The following is a 15862-nucleotide window of genomic DNA, read 5'->3' on the forward strand; positions in this document are numbered from 1 at the left end:
CTTTGTGCTCCCCTGCTGAGGTTAAGCTGAGCGTGTGAATGACACTGACGAGGCGTCTGCTCCTTCTGGCATTGATCTCGGTTCTGCCGGCGATCGTCATCTGGACGTACACGGAAGTCTCGCTGCGCCGGGCTCGCGAAGCGGAGGTGAACGATCTCGCCATCCGGCAGGCGCAGCTGGTGGGCGCGGAGATCGACAGGATCCTCGATGGGGTCCAGGGTCTCCTGCTCGCCATCGACGAGACCCGATCCATCCGCACCTTCGACACCGACGTCTGCAGTCCCTATCTGAAGGCCGTCCAGGAAAAGGTGCCCTATATCCTGTCCATCGTGGCCATGGACATCAGCGGACACATCCGCTGCCGGCCGTCCGGCACCGTCGACACGCGGCACTACTATGCGGACAGGGCCTACTTCCACAATGCCCTGGACAAGAAGGGTTTCGTCGTCGGCGAGTATACCCCGGCCTTCGAGGAAGGCGGGCTCGGGCCGCATCCGGTGCTGCCGCTCGCCCTGCCGATCTGGAACGACAGGGGCGACGTGGTGGGCGTGCTGGCCGCGGCTCTCGATCTGCGGTGGCTCAGCCAGAAGCTGAAGGAGCGCACCGTTCCGGCAAACGGCTCGATCACCGTCGCCGACCGGAACGGCATCGTCCTCGTGCAGGAGCCGCAACCCGAGCGGTTCCTGGGCAAGCTGCTGCCGCCGGAATTTCGGGCTCAGTCCAAGGCCGCGGACGTCGTCACCGCTCAAAGCACCCTTCCCGACGGGGTCAGGCGCGTTCTCGCCCACGTGCCGCTGCAGCTCCCGCCGCGGGACATCTACACCAATGTCGGGTTGTCGACAAAAGCCGCCTTCGCAGGTATCAACCAGGCCGCTCAACGCGGCTTCATGCTGATCGCGGCGGCGCTCATCCTGGCCCTGTCACTGTCGGCCCTGCTCAGCCGCGCCTTCATCACCAAGCCGTTCGAGACAATCATAGGCGGCATCCAGGCATGGCGGCGGGGCGATTACGGGGCGCGGATCGCGCTGCCGCGCAAATCCGGCGAGTTCAGCATCCTGGCCAAGGCCTTCAACGACCTCATGGACGACGTGGCCGAGCGCCAGCAGGCCCTTCAGGTGAGCGAGGAGCGCGCACGTCTCGCGCTCGAAGCCGGCCACATGGGAACCTGGTGGTACGATCCCGGCAAGAACGTCGGCGGATGGTCCCCTCAGGCGGCGGCCATGATCGGGCTTCCCGAGACCATGTCGTCGATGGACCCGAACGATTGGATCGGCATCCTTCATCCCGAGGACGTGAATCGCGTCGTCGAGAAATGGCGGACGGCCGTCAAGAATCGCGGCGACTACGAGGACGAGTACCGCATCCGCATGTCCAACGGGGACATCCGCTGGATCGGCTCCAAGGGCCGCGTCTTCCTCGACACCCGCAAGAGGCCCGTTCACTTCGTCGGCATCCTGCACGACATCACCGAGCAGAAGCACGCGGAGGAGCAGCAGCGCTTCTTCCTGAACGAGCTGAACCACCGGGTGAAGAACACGCTGGCGACGGTGCAGTCCATCGCGTCCCAGACGCTTCGCACGACGGAGACGCCGGCGCAATTCAGGGAAGCCTTCGAGGGCCGGCTCCTGGCCCTGTCGAAGACGCACAACCTGCTGACGCGGCAATCCTGGCGCGAGGCCGAACTGCGCGACGTGGCGGAGCAGGAACTGGCACCCTACCGCAAGGCCGGCGACGAGCGGGTCGTGCTGGACGGCCCGGACGTGAAGCTGCCGGCGCGCTATGCCATCAATCTCGGCCTCGTGCTGCACGAGCTGGTGACGAACGCCGCCAAGTACGGCGCGCTCTCGACCAGTGCGGGCCATCTGGAAGTGGCGTGGTCGGTCGTCGAGGGCGGCGACCGGCCGAAGCAGCTGCGCATCCACTGGTCCGAGAGCGGCGGGCCGCCGGTCGCGCCGCCCAAGCGCCAGGGCTTCGGCTCCCGCCTCATCCGCCGCAGCATCGAGGGCGAGCTCGGCGGCTACATGGTGCTGAACTTCGCCGAAAGCGGAGTCGCCTACGACATTTCCATTCCGCTGACCCAGCCGACTAGCGCAGCAGCATAGACAAAAGGCGGTTCATGCGGCCGCCATAGGGCGCCTTGGTCATGCCGGCCCCGTTGAACCGCGCCTGGCGGAACACGGACCGGGCATGGCTGAAGGTGCGAAAGCCCGCCTCGCCGTGATAGGCGCCCATTCCGCTCGGCCCCACGCCGCCGAAGGGCAGCTCCTCCTGCACGCAGTGGAGCAGCGTATCGTTGATCGCGACGCCGCCGGATTGCGTCCGCGCCAGAACGTGCTCGGCGATCGCCTTGTCATGGCTGAACAGGTAGAGCGCCAGAGGGTGCGGACGCGCGCCGATGAAGCGGCAGGCCTCCTCGATGTCGTCATAGGGCACGACGGGAAGCACGGGGCCGAAGATCTCCTCCTGCATCGCCTGCGCGTGATCGGGCACGCCGGTCAGCACGACGGGCGCGAGCTTGCGGTGCGTCTCGCCCAGGGCTTCATCGGCCGGGTTGATCTCGTGCACGCGGGCGCCGCGCTCGCGTGCATCGGCGATCAGGCCGCGCAGGCGTTCGTAGTGCCGCTCGCTGACGATCGCCGTGTAGTCGGGGTTCGAGGCAAGGGTCGGGTACAGCGTCGAGACCGCATCCCGATACGCGGCGACGAAGGCACCTGTCTTCTCGCGCGGGACGAGCGCGTAATCGGGCGCAATGCAGGTCTGGCCGGCATTGAACAGCTTGCCGACAGCAATCCGTTCGGCGGCTTTCTCGACAGGATGATCCGGTGCAACGAGGGCCGGGGATTTTCCGCCGAGCTCAAGCGTCAGCGGCACGAGGTTCTCGGCGGCCGCCTGCATGACCTGGCGACCGACAGCGGTCGAGCCGGTAAAGAGCAGGTGGTCGAATCTCAAGTGCGTGAAGGCCCGCGCCACATCGGTCCCGCCCTGCACCACGACCACCTCGGCGGGATCGAAGATCTCGGCGATCACCGTTTCCAGCAGCGCAGAGGTGCGCGGCGTGATCTCGGACGGCTTGACCATGATCCGGTTGCCCGCCGCCAGCGCTCCCGCGAGCGGCGAGAGCGCGAGCTGGACCGGATAGTTCCAGGGACTGACGATGCCCACGACTCCGAGCGGCTGATAGAGGACGCGTCCGGAGCCCGGCTTGAACATCCATTGGATCGGCCGCCGCCGCGGCTTCATCCATCGGCGGAAGTTCTTGCGCGCATGGCGCAAGGCGGCGACGACCGGGTAGAGATCGGCGAGCTTCGTCTCGTGCGGCGAGCGATGCCCGAAATCGGCCGCGATGGCCGCCGCGAAGTCGTCGGCATGGCGCACGATCCCGTCGGCCAGCGCCCCGAGAGCCTCGGCGCGCCGCTCGGGCGACAGGGGGCCCTGCTCCATCAGGGCACGCCGCTGCGCGTTGAAACAGGCTTGCAGCCTGTCTCTCACCGGATTGGGAATCGCGTCGTGCACGGGTCGAGGGCTCCTCTGGGTCCACGCCATGATATGGCGGAGGAAACATCATTCTCAACACGGCATCGGCCTTCATGATTTCGATGCGCCGGTGTCATCCCCGGCGAGCGCAGCGAGGGAAGGGGATCCATGGTGCTGAGCGTGCGGGTGGATTCCCTTCCCCTCCGCTGCGCTTCGGCCGGGAATGACACTCAATCTGCTCGTGCGGGAACGATTTACGTGGGAGGCCTGCCGATAAGGTGGATTGACGGAGCGCCTGGGATCGCAAGGATAGCGGTCCGACCCCTCCCGCAGGAGAACCCTGGTGAGCAGCCCCTCCCCCGTGCTGTCGATCGAGAACCTCTCCATCGGCCTGCCCGCCCTGGCCGACCGGCAGCATGCGATCAGGAGCCTGTCGCTCTCCATCAACCCGGGCGAGACCCTCTGCGTGGTGGGTGAGTCCGGCTCGGGCAAGTCGATGACCGCCATGGCGACCATCGGCCTGCTGCCCCAGGGCGTGGAGGTGCTGTCGGGCAGGATCGAACTCGGCGGCCGCAATCTCCTCACCCTGGACGAGCCGGGCTGGTGCGACCTGCGGGGACGCGAGGTCGGCACGGTGTTCCAGGAACCGATGACCTCGCTCAACCCGGTCATGCGGGTGGCCGACCAGATCGCCGAGACCTTCCGGGCCCATGGGCTGCTCACGCCCGCCGAACGCGCCAGGCGCGTGCTCGACCTGCTGACGGAGGTGCACCTACCCCACCCCGAGCTGATCGCCAAAGCCTATCCGCACGAGCTTTCCGGCGGCCAGCGCCAGCGGGTCATGATCGCCATGGCGCTCGCGCTCGAGCCGAAGCTGCTCATCGCCGATGAGCCGACGACCGCGCTCGACGTGACCACGCAGGCCCAGGTGCTCAAGCTCATCGACAACCTGCGCCGCAAGCACGGAACGGCGGTTCTGTTCATCACCCACGATTTCGGCGTGGTGGCTGAGATCGCCGACCGGGTCGCTGTGCTGCAGCAGGGCGAGCTTGTCGAAGAAGGCCCGGCCGAACAGGTGCTGACCCGTCCGCAGCACCCCTACACCAAGCGGCTCCTCGCGGCGGTGCCCTCTTTGACGCCGCCCGCCCCCAAGCAGCTGGCCGGCGAGCCCATCGCGCTCAAGGTCAGTGCCCTCACGAAAACCTATGGCGGCCGCGGCTTCTTCCGCAAAAGCCGCGAGGTTCAGGCGGCCGATGCGGTGAGCTTCGACATCCGGCGCGGGGAGACGCTCGGGCTCGTGGGCGAATCCGGCTCCGGCAAGTCGACGGTGGGGCGCTGCGTGCTGCGGCTGATCGAGCCCGACGGGGGCGCCATCGCCATCGGGGACCTGGACTTCGGCGCGCTCTCCCAACGCGACCTGCGGCCTCACCGGCGCAAGATCCAGATGGTGTTTCAGGACCCCTTCGCCTCCCTCAACCCGCGCCGCACCGTCGGGCGCATCATCGCCGAGGGGCCGATCACGCAAGGTACGGCTCAGGCCAAGGCTCTCGATGATGCGCGCATCCTGCTGGAGAAGGTCGGGCTCCCGGCCCAGGCCATCGAGCGCTATCCGCACGAGTTCTCCGGCGGCCAGCGCCAGCGCATCGGCATCGCCCGCGCTCTCGCCATGCGGCCCGACGTGCTGGTGGCTGACGAGGCCGTGTCGGCCCTCGACGTGTCGGTCCAGGCCGAGATTCTGAAGCTGCTGAAGGGCCTGCAAGCAGAGTTCGGCCTTGCCATCCTGTTCATCACCCACGACCTGAGGGTTGCCGCCCAGATCTGCGACCGCGTGGCTGTCATGCAAAAAGGGCGGATTGTGGAAATGGCCGAAACCGCGCAACTCTTTGCCGATCCGCGGGATGCCTATACCCGCCAGCTCCTGGCCGCCGTGCCGGGCATGCACACAATGATCTAGGGAGATGACATCCGTGAACGATCAGGTCAGCGCGACGGTTGCGCCCAACATGGTGTTCCAGAATTTCATCGGCGGGCGCGACCGCCCCGCCTCCGACGGCATGACGCTCGATGTGTTCTCGCCCGTCGACGGCTCGCTCTTCGCCCGCATTGCCTCCGGCACGGCGCAGGACATCGACGAGGCCGTGAAGGCGGCCCGTGATGCGCTCGACGGCGCCTGGGGCAAGCTGACGGCGACCGAGCGCGGACGCCTGCTTATGAAGCTCGCCACGGTGGTCGAGGCGCATGCGGACGAACTCGCGCTTCTGGAAAGCCGCGATAACGGCAAGCCCCTGCGCCAGTCGCGCGCCGATGCCATTGCGCTTGCCCGCTATTTCGAATTCTACGGCAGCGCCGCCGACAAGCTGCACGGCGACGTGATCCCCTATCTCAATACGCATTTCATCGGCGTCGAGCGGGTGCCGCACGGGGTGACGGGGCATATCGTGCCCTGGAACTACCCGATGCAGATCTTCGGGCGCTCGGTGGGTGCGGCGCTGGCCGCCGGCAACGCCACCGTGGTCAAGCCCGCGGAGGACGCGTCGCTCACGATCCTGCGCGTCTGCGCGCTCGCCCGCGAGGTCGGCTTCCCCGATGGATCGCTCAATGTGGTGACGGGCCTCGGCCGCACGGCCGGCGCGGCGCTCGCGGGTCATCCGGGCATCGACTTCCTGTCCTTCACCGGCAGCCCCGAGACGGGCACGGCCGTCCAGGTTGCGGCGGCGCAGAACCATGTGGGCGTGACGCTCGAACTCGGCGGCAAGTCGGCCCAGGTGGTGTTCGACGATGCCGATCTCGAGCGAGCCCTGCCCACCCTCGTCAATGCGATCATCCAGAACGGCGGCCAGACCTGCTCGGCCGGCAGCCGCCTGCTGATCCAGCGCGGCATCTTCCAGGATGTGGTCGACGCGGTGGCCGAGCGTTTCCGTGCCCTTCGCGCCGGGCACCCGGAGCACGAGCCCGATCTCGGCCCCATGATCAACCAGGCGCAGCAGCGCCGCGTCCTCGGCTACCTGGAGCGCGGCCGCAACGAAGGCCTGTCCATCGTGGGCGAAGGCGTGGTGGCGCTCGATGCGCCTCCCGGCGGCTATTACGTGGCGCCGACCTTCCTTGCCCCTGTTCCGCACGGGAGCCTCCTGTCCCAGGAAGAGGTCTTCGGCCCGGTTCTGGTGGCAACGCCCTTCGAGGACGAGGCGGAGGCGATCCGTCTCGCGAATGGCACGCAATACGGCCTTGTGGCGGGCGTCTGGAGCCGGGACGGGATGCGCTCCACCCGGGTCGGCCGCGCCATGCGCGCGGGCCAGGTCTTCGTGAACTGCTACGGCGCCGGCGGCGGCATCGAGCTGCCCTTCGGCGGCTTCGGCCGCTCGGGCCACGGCCGCGAGAAGGGCTTCGAGGGCCTGATCGAGTTCACCACGACCCGAACGCTCGTCATCGCGCACGGATAATTCAATACGTCTCACATCAGGGGAAGAAGCATGAATCGCCTTGAAGGCAAGGTGGCGCTCGTCACGGGTGCCGGATCCGGTTTCGGTCTGGGCATTGCGCAGACCTTCGCGCGCGAAGGCGCCAAGGTCGCCATCCTCGACATCAACGAGGCGGCCGCCAAGAGCGCCGCCGAGGGAATCGGCGCCAATGCCATCGGTCTGGCTGCCGACGTGGCGAAAGCCGCCGACGTGAACGCCGCCGTGGAGAAGACGGTCGCGGCCTTCGGCAGGCTCGACATCGTGGTCAACAACGCGGGCATCAGCCACCGCAACCGACCAATGCTGGAGGTCGAGGAGGACGAGTTCGACCGCGTCTTCGCGGTGAACGTGAAGTCGATCTATCTCTTCGCCAAGGCGGCCGTGCCGCTGATGCAGAAGCAGAACAGCGGCGTGTTCATCAATGTGGGCTCGACGGCGGGCCTGCGCCCGCGCCCCGGCCTCACCTGGTACAACAGCACCAAGGGCGCCGTGCACACCATGACCAAGTCCATGGCCGTGGAGCTCGCGCCCAGCCGGATCCGCGTCTGCGCGCTGGCCCCCGTGGCCGGCGAGACGCCGCTGCTCGCCACCTTCATGGGCGAGGACACGCCCCAGAAGCGCGAGCAGTTCGTGAATTCCATCCCGCTCGGCCGCTTCTCCACCCCGCAGGACATCGCCAATGCGGCGCTCTACCTCGCCTCGGACGAAGCGAGCATGATCACCGGCGTGGTGCTGGAGGTCGATGGGGGACGGTGCATCTAGCGCAACCTGTTGCCCTCCCCTTACGGGAGGGCACAAGCGCATCACGCCTTCGACCACGCGAACGGCAGCGGCGCCTCCTTGAAGGCGAAGCGGTCGAGATGCGAGGCGACAACGCCCTTCATCCGCTGCAGGGTCTCGTCGTCGGGCGCCTCGACCGCGACCGTCAGGGCGTCGGATTCGGCCGTCATGGTGGCGACGGCGTTCGGGAAGCGCACGACGCCTTCGTTCCCGGAGAGCTGAACGTCGAGCTTGTGGCTCCAGTGCTTGCAGAGCTGCTGGAGATATCTGGCGCCGTTCGCGGTGGGCACCCGTGCCGTTTCAACAGCCATTTTAAACCCTTTCCCTGCCGCCGGAGCCGTCTGGACGTGCCGGCCTCGCGGCTTTGCCGACGAGGCTGCTTAAGCCCCGCCGAGGCCGAAGTTAAGTGAACAATCGGTCATGATGCTCTTCCATCCGGCGCCATCCTGCGTAAGCTGAAGCGACCGCGACCTGTCGCAGCCCTACCGGATGGAGTTCACGCCCGATGACGAAGCGCCTTCTGACCGCCGCCCTTCTCCTCTCCGTCAGCGTCATCCCGGCCTTTGCCGCCAAGACCTCCCTGGTGGTGGGCATGCCCATCGAGCCCCCGGGCCTCGATCCGACGGTGGCAGCCCCCGTGGCCATCCGCGAGGTCACCCTGGCCAACCTCTACGAGGGCCTCGTGCGCATCGACCGGACCGGCAAGGTGCAGCCGCTGCTCGCCAAGAGCTGGGAGGTCTCGCCCGACGGGCTGACCTACACCTTCCGCCTCCAGGAAGGCGTGAAGTTCCACGACGGCACGACCTTCGATTCGGCCGATGTGAAGTTTGCCTTCGACCGCGCCCGCGACCCGAAATCGACCAATGCCCAGAAGCAGATCTTCGCGCCCATCGAGTCCATCGAGACGCCCGATCCGCAGACGGTGGTGATCAAGCTCAAGAACCCGTCGGGCAACTTCCTCACCTATCTCGGCTGGGGCGATGCGGTGATCGTCGCGCCGGAGACGGCCGCGACCAACGCGTCGAATCCGGTCGGCACCGGGCCGTTCAAGTTCAAGACCTGGACGCGCGGCGACAGGGTCGAGCTGACCAAGAACCCCGATTACTGGCAGAAGGACAAGGTGAAGCTGGAGAACGTCACCTTCCGCTTCATCAGCGACGCGCAGGCGCAGGTCGCGGCCCTGCGCGCCGGCGACGTGGATGCCTTCCCCAACCTCGGCGCGCCCGAGCTCTTCGCCGAGTTCCAGAAGGATAACCGCTTCAAGGCGGTGGCCGGCAACACCGAGGGCGAGACAGTCGCCGGCATGAACAACACCAAGAAGCCCTTCGACGACGTGCGCGTGCGCCGCGCGCTGATGCATGCCATCGACCGCAAGACGCTGATCGAGGGCGCCTATTCCGGCTTCGGCACCCCCATCGGCAGCTTCTTCTCGCCGAACCATCCCGCTTATGTGGATATGACCGGTGCCGTTCCCTACGACCCCGCCAAGGCGAAGGCGCTGCTGAAGGAAGCTGGTTACGGCGACGGTCTCTCCATCACCATCAAGGCGCCGCAGATGGCCTATGCCAGCCGCTCGGCCGAGCTGATCGCGGCCATGCTCTCCGAGGTGGGCGTGGAGCTGAAGATCATCCCGACCGAGTTCCCGGCCAAGTGGATCGAGGAGGTCTTCAAGAACAAGGATTACGATGTCACCATCGTGTCCCACACGGAGCCGCTGGACATCGATATCTTCGCCCGCGACAACTACTACTTCAATTACAAGAATGATAAGTTCAAGCAGCTGATTGCGGATGCCGCCAAGACCACGGACGAGAAGGCGCGCTTCGCCAAATATGCGGAAGCGCAGAAGATCCTCGCCGAGGACGTGCCGGCCCTCTTCCTGTTCCAGCTGCCGAAGCTCGGCGTGTGGAACGCGAAGCTGCAGGGCCTATGGGAGAACTCCCCGATCCCGGTGAACGACGTGACGGAAGTGTCGTGGACGGAGTGAGGCATCCGCATCGTCTCACGCCGTCTCCTGCGGCAACCCCCCACGTCATCACCGGCCTTGTGCCGGTGATCCCGACCCGAAAAGCAAGACGCTCTTCTGATCGAGATGGCCGGGACAAGCCCGGCCATGACGGTGAAGGATGTCATTCCCGGCCGGAGCGCAGCGGAGCGGAAGGGAGTCCACTCACACACGCTGCGCTATGGATCCCCTTCCCTCGCCTGCGGCTCGCCGGGGATGACACAACCCCTCCCCGCAAGGGGGAGGGAAAAGGCTTGGCCTAAACACATGCTGCGTCTCGTCCTCTCCCGCCTCGTCTCGCTCGTCGTGACGCTGCTGTTCGTGTCGCTGGCGATCTTCCTGATCCTGGAGGTTCTTCCGGGGGATCCGGCGGCCATCATGCTCGGCACCTCCGCGCGGGAGGATACGCTGGCTGCGCTGCGCCAGGAGCTCGGGCTCGATCAGCCGGCGCTCCTGCGCTACCTGTACTGGGTCGGTGGAATTCTCCAGGGCGATCTCGGCACGTCGATCACCTACAAGATGCCGGTCTCGACGCTGGTGGCCGAGCGCATGAACGTGACGCTGCCCTTGAGCCTGCTCGCGATCCTGATCTCGACCGCGCTCGCGCTTCCGCTCGGCGTCGCGGCGGCTGCCCGGCGTGACGGGCCGGTGGACCGCGCCGTGCTGGTCTTCAGCCAGCTCGGCGTTGCGGTGCCGAATTTCTGGATCGGCCTCTTGTTCATCCTGTTCTTCTCCACCTGGCTCGGCTGGTTTCCGGCCGGCGGCTTTCCCGGCTGGAGCGCCGGCATCGGCCCTGCCCTCCAGGCGCTCCTCCTGCCGGCGGTGGCGCTCGCCCTGCCCCAGGCCGCCGTGCTCACCCGCGTCACGCGCTCGGCAACCCTCGAGGTGATCGGCGCCGATTTCGTGCGCACGGCCCGCGCCAAGGGCGTCGACAAGGGATCGACCCTGCGCCGTCACGTGGTGCCGAACGCGCTCATTCCCGTCACGACGATCCTCGGGTTGCAGCTCTCGTTCTTCTTCGGCGGCGCAATCCTGGTGGAGAACGTGTTCAACCTGCCCGGCCTCGGGCGCCTCGCCTATCAGGCACTCAACCAGCGCGACCTCGTGGTGATCAAGGACATCGTGCTGATCTTTTCCGGGCTCGTGATCGTTGTGAACTTCCTCGTCGATATCGGCTACGCCATCCTCGATCCGCGCCTGAGGGGCCGGTCGTGACGAAGCGCTCCCGCATTCCGCTGAACTCCGCCCTGGTCGTCGGCGGCATTCTCACCGCGCTGCTCATCGTCACCGCTCTCGTATCCCTCGTCTGGACGCCGGAGGTGCCCACCCGCGTGCGCGTGGTCATGCGCCTCAAGGGACCTGGAGAGGTCGGGCTTCTCGGCACGGATCATTTCGGCCGCGACGTCGCCTCACTGCTCATGGTCGGCGCCTGGAACTCGCTCGCCATTGCATGGCCGGCAGTTTTGCTGGGGGCTGCCATCGGCACCGCCATCGGCTGCGCGGCGGCGGCGTGGAAGGGCATCGCCGACGAGATCGCCATGCGCGTCTCCGACGTGGTGTTCGCCTTCCCGGCGGTGCTCTCCGCCATCATGATCGGCGCGCTCGTGGGCTCGGGGCCGCTCGCGGCCATCCTGGCGATTGCGGTGTTCAACGTGCCCGTTTTCGCCCGCGTCACCCGCGGCGTTGCGCTCCAGGTCTGGACCCTGGACTACATCGCGGCGGCGCGCGCCATCGGCAAGCATCCGCTGCGCATCACCTGGGAAGACGTGATGCCCAACATCGCCGGTGCCCTGATCGTGCAGGTCACGATCCAGCTCGCGCTCGCGATCCTCACGGAGGCTGGCCTGAGCTATCTTGGCCTCGGCGTACGCCCGCCCAATCCGAGCTGGGGCCGGATGCTCAGCGATGCGCAGACCTATCTCTCGCAGGCCCCGCATCTCGCCATCGCGCCCGGCATCGCCATCGCGCTGTCGGTGCTGGGGTTGAACCTCCTCGGCGACGGCTTGCGCGATGCGCTCGATCCGACGCTGAAGGGTCGGGGTGCTACGGCTTAGAAGCATGATGTCTTCTACGCACACACGTCATCACCGGCCTTGTGCCGGTGATCCCGATTGCATGAGGCGCTGCGCTCTTCGGATCGGGATGGCCGGGACAAGCCCGGCCATGACGGGGCGGTTTATCGAACCCTCTAAGCCGCCTTGCTCATACCCTGGTGCACATCCGCAAGGATCTCATACGAACGCAACCGCTTGCCGTGATCGTAGATCGCCGAAGCGACGATGAGCTCGTCCGCGCCGGTCTCGGCGATGAAGCGTTCCAGCCCCTCCCGCACGGTATTGGCGGAGCCGACGAAGGAGCAGGAGAGCATGCTCGTGGCCTGCGCCTTCTCGTGCGGCGCCCAGTAGCTCTCGATGTCGTCGATGGGCGGCTGGAGCTTGCCGCGCGCTCCGCGGAACATGTTGGTGAAGGCCTGCTGCGCGGAGGTGAAGAGACGTTTCGCCTCCTCGTCCGTGTCGGCGGCGATCACGTTCACGCCCACCATGGCATGGGGCCGGTCGAGCTGGGCTGAAGGCTGGAAGCGCTCGCGATAGACCTGCAACGCCTGCACCAGGGCGCCAGGAGCGAAATGCGACGCGAAGGCATAGGGCAGGCCCAGCATGGCAGCCAACTGCGCGCCGAACAGGCTCGAGCCCAGGATCCAGATCGGCACGTTGGAGCCCGCCCCCGGCACGGCCTGGATCGCCTGGTCCGGCTGCACGGGTCCGAGCAGCGCCTGCAGTTCCAGCACGTCCTGCGGGAAGGTGTCGGCGGCGGCGGGATCACGGCGCAGCGCCCGCAGGGTCCGCTGGTCCGTGCCGGGTGCCCGGCCGACCCCGAGATCGATGCGGCCCGGATAGAGCGCATCGAGGGTGCCGAACTGCTCGGCGATCACCAGCGGCGAATGGTTCGGCAGCATGATGCCGCCCGCGCCGACGCGGATCGTCTTCGTGCCGCCGGCCACATGGCCGATGGCCACGCTCGTCGCCGCGCTGGCGATGCCCACCATGTTGTGGTGCTCGGCGAGCCAGAACCGGGTGTAGCCCCAGTTCTCCGCATGCTGCGCCAGATCGAGGGAATTGCGCAGAGCGTCGGAGGGTGTGAAACCCTCGGGAACATGCGCGAGATCGAGGATGGAAAAGGGAGGCATCGGCGTCTTCCGGCTGTCTGGGCGGTAACCTGACAGATCAGGTCTGCACGCGCGGTCTGCAAGCCATCGCTCGCCCGGTGGCGACAACTGAGCCATGCGCCGGGCGCAGGCTCTGCCGGTTCAGCTTGTGCCGCCCCCTGAATTCGGAGCGTCAGGGGTGGGGCGGCCTCACCCCGGGTTCCTGAACCGTCAGGCGCGAGTGCGCGCAGTCGATCTCGGCCACGACCCCGTAGGGCAGCGTGGCAATCGGGTCCGTGTGCCCGAAGTCGAGTTCCGCCAGCACCGGCAGATGCGGCAGGCCCGCCTCGTCCAGGGCACGCAGGACCGCCCTGTCCTGCTCCCGGCGGTAAGCCTCGTCCGTCTGCCCGCCCGGCCGCCCGAGCACGATGCCGGACAGGCGGGACAGGATGCCCTGCGCCGCGAAGTTGCGCAGCCAGCGGAGCACCTGTGCGGCTGCCGGCGCCTCCTCGGAGGTCTCGTAGAACAGGATGGCCCCGTCCCAATAATCCAGCGGCGGCCACCATGCGGAGCCTTTCAGCATCTCCAGAACCTCGGCACAGCCGCCGATCAGATGTCCTTGGACAATCCCGGTGCCCTGCAACGTGCGTGGACCCGTCGAGGGCGTGAGCTTCCGGCGCCGGCTCTGGTTTTCCGGGTCTTTCCACGGCAGGTGCTCGACGGTCCACCCTTCGCTGTTCGGCTCGACTTCGCCGACAGGTGCCGTTTGGAAGAGGGCCTTGCGCAGAGCGTTCTCGGCATAAGCGTGCATGCCGCCGTTCTCGGCAAAGCCCGACATGATCGTCGGGCCGTAGAAGGAGCAGAGACCGGCCTTGAGGCAACCGAAATGCAGAATGGTCGGGTCCGAATAGCCGAGAAACACCTTGGGATTGCGCGCGATCACGTCCAGGTCGATATGCGGGATCAGCCTGATCGCATCATCGCCGCCGATGCTGGCGACGACGCCACGAATCGAAGGATCGGCGAAAGCGGCATTGATATCGTCGGCGCGTGCCTTCGGGTTTCGGTCCAGCCAATCCGCCTCGCGCAGGGCGTGAGGCATCTCGACCGGCACAAGCTCGAAGGCCTCAACCAGATAACGTTTTCCGGCCTCGTAGCGCTGCGGGAAAACCGCCGGGCCGCCCCAGCTCATCGACACGATGGCGACGCGATCGCCCGGCCGAAGAACTTGGGGTTTGACGAGAGGTCTTCTCCACCAGCGATCCGCCATGACGTCTCCTGCGAACGAGCGATCCTTCTTCGCAGATTGCGGGCATAAAGAAAACGGCGCCGCTTGCACGGCGCCGTCCTGTTCATCGGATGAAGGCTTGAGACTTAGAAGTCCATGCCGCCGGCGGGCATGGCCGGAGCCGCTTCCTTCTTCGGCTTCTCGGCGATCATCGCCTCGGTGGTGATGAGCAGGCCTGCTACGGAGGCGGCGTCCTCAAGGGCGACACGCACGACCTTCGCCGGGTCGATGATGCCGAACTTGTAGAGGTCGCCGTACTCGCCGGTTTGGGCGTTCCAACCGGCCGCGTAGTCCCCGGCCTCAGCCACCTTGCCGACGATAACGGAGCCGTCCTCACCCGCGTTGATGGCGATCTGGCGCGCCGGAGCCTGAAGCGCGCGGCGGACGATCTCGACGCCGGTCTTCTGGTCGTCGTTGGCGGGCTTCACGCCGTCGAGCGCCTTGAGGGCGCGCAGCAGGGCCACGCCACCGCCGGGCAGGATGCCCTCCTCGACCGCTGCCTTGGTGGCGTGCATGGCGTCGTCCACGCGGTCCTTCTTCTCCTTCACCTCGATTTCGGTCGCGCCGCCGACGCGGATCACCGCAACGCCGCCCGCGAGCTTGGCGAGGCGCTCCTGGAGCTTCTCGCGGTCGTAGTCCGAGGTGGTCTCCTCGATCTGAGCCTTGATCTGGCCGACGCGGGCCTCGATGTCGCGCTTGTCGCCGGCGCCATCGACGATGGTGGTGTTCTCCTTCTCGATCACCACCTTCTTGGCGCGGCCGAGCATGTTGAGCATGACGTTCTCGAGCTTGATGCCGAGATCCTCGGAGACGACCTGCCCCTTGGTGAGAACCGCGATGTCTTCCAGCATGGCCTTGCGGCGATCGCCGAAGCCCGGAGCCTTCACGGCGGCGATCTTGAGGCCGCCGCGGAGCTTGTTCACGACGAGCGTCGCAAGAGCCTCTCCCTCGACGTCCTCGGCGATGATCAGCAGCGGCTTGCCGGTCTGAACCACGGCCTCCAACACGGGCAGCATGGCTTGCAGGCCGGAGAGCTTCTTCTCGTGGATGAGGATGTAGGGATCCTCCAGTTCCACGCGCATCTTCTCGGCATTGGTGATGAAGTACGGCGAGAGATAGCCGCGGTCGAACTGCATGCCCTCGACGACCTCAAGCTCGGTCTCGAGCGACTTCGCCTCCTCGACGGTGATCACGCCCTCGTTGCCGACCTTCTGCATGGCCTCCGCCAGCATGCGGCCGACATCCGCGTCGCCGTTCGCCGAGATGGTGCCGACCTGGGCGATCTCGTCGTTGGACGTGACCTTCTTGGCGTTGTTCTTCAGATCGGCCACCACGGCCTCGACGGCGAGATCGATGCCGCGCTTGAGGTCCATGGGGTTCATGCCGGCGGCCACAGCCTTGGCGCCCTCGCGGACGATGGCCTGGGCCAGAACCGTCGCGGTGGTGGTGCCGTCACCGGCGATGTCGTTGGTCTTCGAGGCCACTTCGCGCACCATCTGGGCGCCCATGTTCTCGAACTTGTCGGCGAGCTCGATCTCCTTGGCGACGGTGACGCCGTCCTTGGTGATGCGCGGAGCGCCGAAGCTCTTCTCGATCACCACGTTGCGGCCCTTGGGACCGAGGGTGACCTTCACCGCGTCGGCGAGAATGTCGACGCCGCGCAGCATCTTGTCGCGAGCGTCGAGGGCGAATTTGACTTCCTTAGCAGCCAT

The 15862-nt window shown here is 66.8% G+C and carries 12 protein-coding genes; 7 read left to right on the forward strand and 5 right to left on the reverse strand.

Annotated features, from left to right (window positions below; translation table 11 throughout):
- Positions 1-38 precede the first annotated feature (38 nt).
- Positions 39-2102: a sensor histidine kinase gene (locus JAO75_RS10270; RefSeq protein WP_199048869.1), complete on the forward strand. Its 2064-nt coding sequence runs from the start codon at positions 39-41 to the stop codon at positions 2100-2102.
- Here JAO75_RS10270 and JAO75_RS10275 read toward each other — a convergent pair.
- Entirely contained in the window at positions 2086-3513 is a 1428-nt protein-coding gene (locus JAO75_RS10275) for an aldehyde dehydrogenase family protein (protein ID WP_199048871.1), read from the reverse strand. The genes JAO75_RS10270 and JAO75_RS10275 overlap by 17 nt on opposite strands.
- Before the next feature lie 301 nt (positions 3514-3814).
- On the opposite strand from JAO75_RS10275, the gene JAO75_RS10280 reads away from it, so the two are divergent.
- The 3 genes from JAO75_RS10280 to JAO75_RS10290 are packed head-to-tail and all read left to right on the forward strand — an operon-like array spanning position 3815 to position 7694.
- A complete protein-coding gene (locus JAO75_RS10280) occupies positions 3815-5428 on the forward strand; it encodes an ABC transporter ATP-binding protein (RefSeq protein WP_199049101.1) in 1614 nt (537 codons plus the stop codon).
- Between the two features lie 13 nt (positions 5429-5441).
- Entirely contained in the window at positions 5442-6914 is a 1473-nt protein-coding gene (locus tag JAO75_RS10285) for an aldehyde dehydrogenase family protein (protein WP_199048873.1), read from the forward strand.
- A 30-nt stretch (positions 6915-6944) separates the two neighbouring features.
- A complete protein-coding gene (locus JAO75_RS10290; RefSeq protein ID WP_199048875.1) occupies positions 6945-7694 on the forward strand; it encodes a glucose 1-dehydrogenase in 750 nt (249 codons plus the stop codon).
- A 41-nt stretch (positions 7695-7735) separates the two neighbouring features.
- On the opposite strand, the gene JAO75_RS10295 is transcribed toward JAO75_RS10290, so the two are convergent.
- Positions 7736-8023, reverse strand: coding sequence for a DUF2218 domain-containing protein (locus tag JAO75_RS10295; RefSeq protein WP_199048877.1), 288 nt, complete (start codon positions 8021-8023; stop codon positions 7736-7738).
- Positions 8024-8217: 194 nt separating this feature from the next.
- Between JAO75_RS10295 and JAO75_RS10300 the strand changes: the two genes are divergently transcribed.
- The 3 genes from JAO75_RS10300 (at position 8218) to JAO75_RS10310 (ending at position 11771) form a co-directional block, all read left to right on the forward strand.
- Positions 8218-9699, forward strand: coding sequence for an ABC transporter substrate-binding protein (locus JAO75_RS10300; protein WP_199048879.1), 1482 nt, complete (start codon positions 8218-8220; stop codon positions 9697-9699).
- 285 nt (positions 9700-9984) lie between these two features.
- A complete protein-coding gene (locus tag JAO75_RS10305) occupies positions 9985-10932 on the forward strand; it encodes an ABC transporter permease (RefSeq protein WP_199048880.1) in 948 nt (315 codons plus the stop codon).
- Positions 10929-11771: an ABC transporter permease subunit gene (locus tag JAO75_RS10310; protein ID WP_199048882.1), complete on the forward strand. Its 843-nt coding sequence runs from the start codon at positions 10929-10931 to the stop codon at positions 11769-11771. Before JAO75_RS10305 ends, JAO75_RS10310 begins: the two co-directional genes overlap by 4 nt.
- A 134-nt stretch (positions 11772-11905) precedes the next feature.
- On the opposite strand, the gene JAO75_RS10315 is transcribed toward JAO75_RS10310, so the two are convergent.
- The 3 genes from JAO75_RS10315 to groL form a co-directional block, all read right to left on the reverse strand.
- Positions 11906-12904, reverse strand: a complete 999-nt coding sequence (locus JAO75_RS10315) for an LLM class flavin-dependent oxidoreductase (RefSeq protein WP_199048884.1) — start codon at positions 12902-12904, stop codon at positions 11906-11908.
- A gap of 151 nt (positions 12905-13055) precedes the next feature.
- Entirely contained in the window at positions 13056-14132 is a 1077-nt protein-coding gene (locus JAO75_RS10320) for a S66 family peptidase (RefSeq protein WP_199048886.1), read from the reverse strand.
- 104 nt (positions 14133-14236) lie between these two features.
- Complete coding sequence (gene groL, locus JAO75_RS10325; RefSeq protein ID WP_199048888.1) at positions 14237-15862, reverse strand: chaperonin GroEL; 1626 nt, start codon at positions 15860-15862, stop codon at positions 14237-14239.

The organism is Microvirga splendida, assembly GCF_016427565.1.
Taxonomy (GTDB): domain Bacteria; phylum Pseudomonadota; class Alphaproteobacteria; order Rhizobiales; family Beijerinckiaceae; genus Microvirga; species Microvirga splendida.

Coding starts and splice junctions, on each gene's coding strand:
- JAO75_RS10270 (WP_199048869.1), top strand. CDS start 39: ATGACACTGACGAGGCGTCTGCTCCTTCTGGCATTGATCTCGGTTCTG.
- JAO75_RS10290 (WP_199048875.1), top strand. CDS start 6,945: ATGAATCGCCTTGAAGGCAAGGTGGCGCTCGTCACGGGTGCCGGATCC.
- JAO75_RS10295 (WP_199048877.1), bottom strand. CDS start 8,023: ATGGCTGTTGAAACGGCACGGGTGCCCACCGCGAACGGCGCCAGATAT.
- JAO75_RS10300 (WP_199048879.1), top strand. CDS start 8,218: ATGACGAAGCGCCTTCTGACCGCCGCCCTTCTCCTCTCCGTCAGCGTC.
- JAO75_RS10305 (WP_199048880.1), top strand. CDS start 9,985: ATGCTGCGTCTCGTCCTCTCCCGCCTCGTCTCGCTCGTCGTGACGCTG.
- JAO75_RS10315 (WP_199048884.1), bottom strand. CDS start 12,904: ATGCCTCCCTTTTCCATCCTCGATCTCGCGCATGTTCCCGAGGGTTTC.
- JAO75_RS10320 (WP_199048886.1), bottom strand. CDS start 14,132: ATGGCGGATCGCTGGTGGAGAAGACCTCTCGTCAAACCCCAAGTTCTT.
- groL (WP_199048888.1), bottom strand. CDS start 15,862: ATGGCTGCTAAGGAAGTCAAATTCGCCCTCGACGCTCGCGACAAGATG.